General features: G+C 77.7%; 4 protein-coding genes. All 4 read right to left on the reverse strand.

Features of this window, described 5'->3' with window-relative positions:
* On the reverse strand, positions 1-555 hold a 555-nt coding region (locus ACTUAL_RS14365), incomplete at its 3' end, for an IclR family transcriptional regulator domain-containing protein (RefSeq protein ID WP_440900592.1).
* Positions 548-886, reverse strand: a complete 339-nt coding sequence (locus ACTUAL_RS14370) for a carboxymuconolactone decarboxylase family protein (RefSeq protein ID WP_440900594.1) — start codon at positions 884-886, stop codon at positions 548-550. The genes ACTUAL_RS14365 and ACTUAL_RS14370, both read right to left, overlap by 8 nt.
* A gap of 137 nt (positions 887-1,023) precedes the next feature.
* The gene (locus ACTUAL_RS14375; RefSeq protein WP_440900593.1) at positions 1,024-1,806 is read right to left on the reverse strand and encodes an alpha/beta fold hydrolase; all 783 of its coding nucleotides are present in this window, start codon (positions 1,804-1,806) and stop codon (positions 1,024-1,026) included.
* Positions 1,781-2,350 (reverse strand): protocatechuate 3,4-dioxygenase subunit alpha, encoded by a 570-nt coding sequence (pcaG, locus tag ACTUAL_RS14380; protein WP_198320647.1) that lies wholly within the window; start codon positions 2,348-2,350, stop codon positions 1,781-1,783. Before pcaG ends, ACTUAL_RS14375 begins: the two co-directional genes overlap by 26 nt.
* Positions 2,351-2,582 lie beyond the last annotated feature (232 nt).

The following is a 2,582-nucleotide window of genomic DNA, read 5'->3' on the forward strand; positions in this document are numbered from 1 at the left end:
GCCCTCCCCGCGCACCACGTCCAGCTCCTGCCGAAACCGCCGGGCGTCGACGACCGTGCGCGACGTCAACCGCTCCAGCCGCGCCTTCGCCAGGTACTCGTCCAGCCACGCCCGGTCCTGCGCGGCGAGCAGCACGCGGCCCATCGCGGTCGCGTGCGCGGGGAAGCGGGTGCCCACGCTGATCGTCACGGACATGATCCGCTTCGTCGGCACCCGCGCCACGTACACCACCCGGTCGCCGTCGAGCACCGACATGGAGCACGACTCGCGGACCTGGGCGGCCAGCTTCTCCAGGTGCGGCTGGGCGAGCGCGGGCAGGGACAGGCTGGACAGGTAGGCGTGCCCGAGCTGGAGCACCTGCGGGCGCAGCGCGAACAGCCTGCCGTCCGAGCGCACGTACCCGAGCGCGACCAGCGTGTGCAGGAACCGCCGCGCCGCCGCCCTGGTCAACCCGGTGATCCGGGCGACCTGGCTGAGCGTCAGCTCCGGGTGGTCGGCGTCGAACGCCCGGATCACCAGCAGCCCCCTGGCCAGCGACTGGACGAAGTCAGCCATCGGCGAGCACCCGCCGCGCCACCTCGAACGCCCGGTTCGCGGCGGGCAGCCCGGCGTACGCGCCGACCTGGAGCAGCACCTCCGCGATCTCCTCGCGCGTGACGCCGTTGCGCAGCGCCCCCGCGACGCGCAGCGCCAGCTCCCGCTCGTGCCCGAGCGCGGCGAGCCCGGACAGCGCCACGCACGACCGGGTCCGCCGGTCGAGCCCCGGCCGGGTCCACACCGCGCCCCAGGCGGTCTCGGTGGCGTAGCGCTGGAAGTCCGCGCCGAACGGGTCGAGGGCGGCCCGGTCGACGTGCTCGTCACCGAGCACCGCCCGCCGCACCGCCATGCCCGCCTCGTACCGGTCGGCGCCGACCGGGCCCCCACCGACGGGGACCCCGCCGCGCGGCGCCGGACCGGGACCACCCGCGGCGCCCGGCGCCGCGGCCCCGGCGGGGCCCACCCCGGCCGCGGCTCCCTCCCCGCTCACGGTCCCACCAGGTGCGGCACGAGCACCCCGGCGACCTCGTCCGGCGACTCCACCACGGCCAGGTGCGCGCCCGGCACCACGTGGAACCGGGCGCCGGGGATCAGGTCGGCGATCGCCCTCCCGTGCTCGGGCGGGGTTCCCGTGTCGCCGTCGCCCGCGACCACCAGCGTGGGCGCGGTGATCGTCGGGAGCAGGGGGCGCAGGTCCAGCCTGGCCAGCGCGCCGCAGGCCGCCGCGTACGACAGCGGGTCCACTTCGGACAGCCCCGCCAGCAGCCGCTCGCCCCGCGCGCCGAACGCCGGGGTGAACCACCGGGCCGCCGTGCCCTCGGCGGTCGCGCCGACGCCGCGCGCCAGCACCAGGTCGGCCCGCGCCAGCCACGGCTCGGGGTCGTCGAAGGCCGCCGTGGTGCAGCACAGCGCCAGCCGCGCCACCCGGTCCGGGGCGTGCGCGGCCAGCCACATGCCGACCATGCCGCCCAGCGACACCCCGGCGTGGCGGAACTCCCGCACCCCCAGCGAGTCCAGCAGCGCGAGCACGCCGCGCCCGAGGTCGCCGACGTCGCGGAACGCGCGCGGCGCGCTGCCGCCGTGACCGGGGTGGTCGACGCGGATCACCCGGAAGTGCCGCTCCAGCACTGGCAGCAGCGGCTCCCACAGGGCCGTGGTGGTGCCGAGCGAGCTGCCCAGCACCAGGACCGGGGCGTCGCGCGGGCCGCTGTCCTCGTGGTGCGGCAGCGGTCCGGCGGCCCGGTCAGAGGTCGAAGAAGACGGTTTCACGTTCCCCCTGCAGGTGGATGTCGAAGCGGTACCCGCCGGGCTGGGCCACCGCGACGAGCGTGGCGCGCGCGGCCGGGTCGGGGATCGACGCCAGCACCGGGTCCTCGGCGTTGGCGGGTTCGTCGGGGAAGTAGATCCGGGTCACCAACCGCACCAGCAGGCCGCGGCAGAACACCGAGACGTCCAGGTGCGGGGCCTGCGCGCGCCCGTCGCCGAACGGCAGCGGGCCGGGTTTCACGGTCAGCAGCCGGAACTCCCCCGACGGGGCCGTGCCGCTGCGCGCGAACCCCCGGAAGCCGGGGCGCCGCACCGGACCGCGCGGGTCGTCGGGGTGGTCGAACCGGCCGTCCGGGTCGGCCTGCCAGGTCTCCACGACCGCGTCGGCGACCGGCTCGCCAGCCCCGTCGCGCACGGTCCCGGTGATCCAGAACGCGCCCGGCGCGCCCTCGGCGACGGCGTGGGGCCCGTCCGCCCACGGCAGGGCGACGGCGTGGAACGGGCCGACGGTCTGCGCGGGCGTGGTCTGCAAGCGACCGGTCCGCAGGCGGTCGGTCTGCGCGCGGCCCGCCTCCGAGCCGCCGGCCTGCGAGCGGCCAGCCTCTGAGCCGCCGGCCTGCGCGCGTCCGGTCTGCGAGCGGCCAGCCTGCGAGCCGCCGGCCTGCGAGCGCTCGACCTCCGGACGGCCGCCCCCTGGGCCACCGCCCCCTGGGCCACCGTCCCCCAGGCCACCGTCCCCCCAGCCACCGCCCACCACCCGCTCAGTCATCGTCGTCCCC

This window comes from Actinosynnema sp., assembly GCF_052038725.1.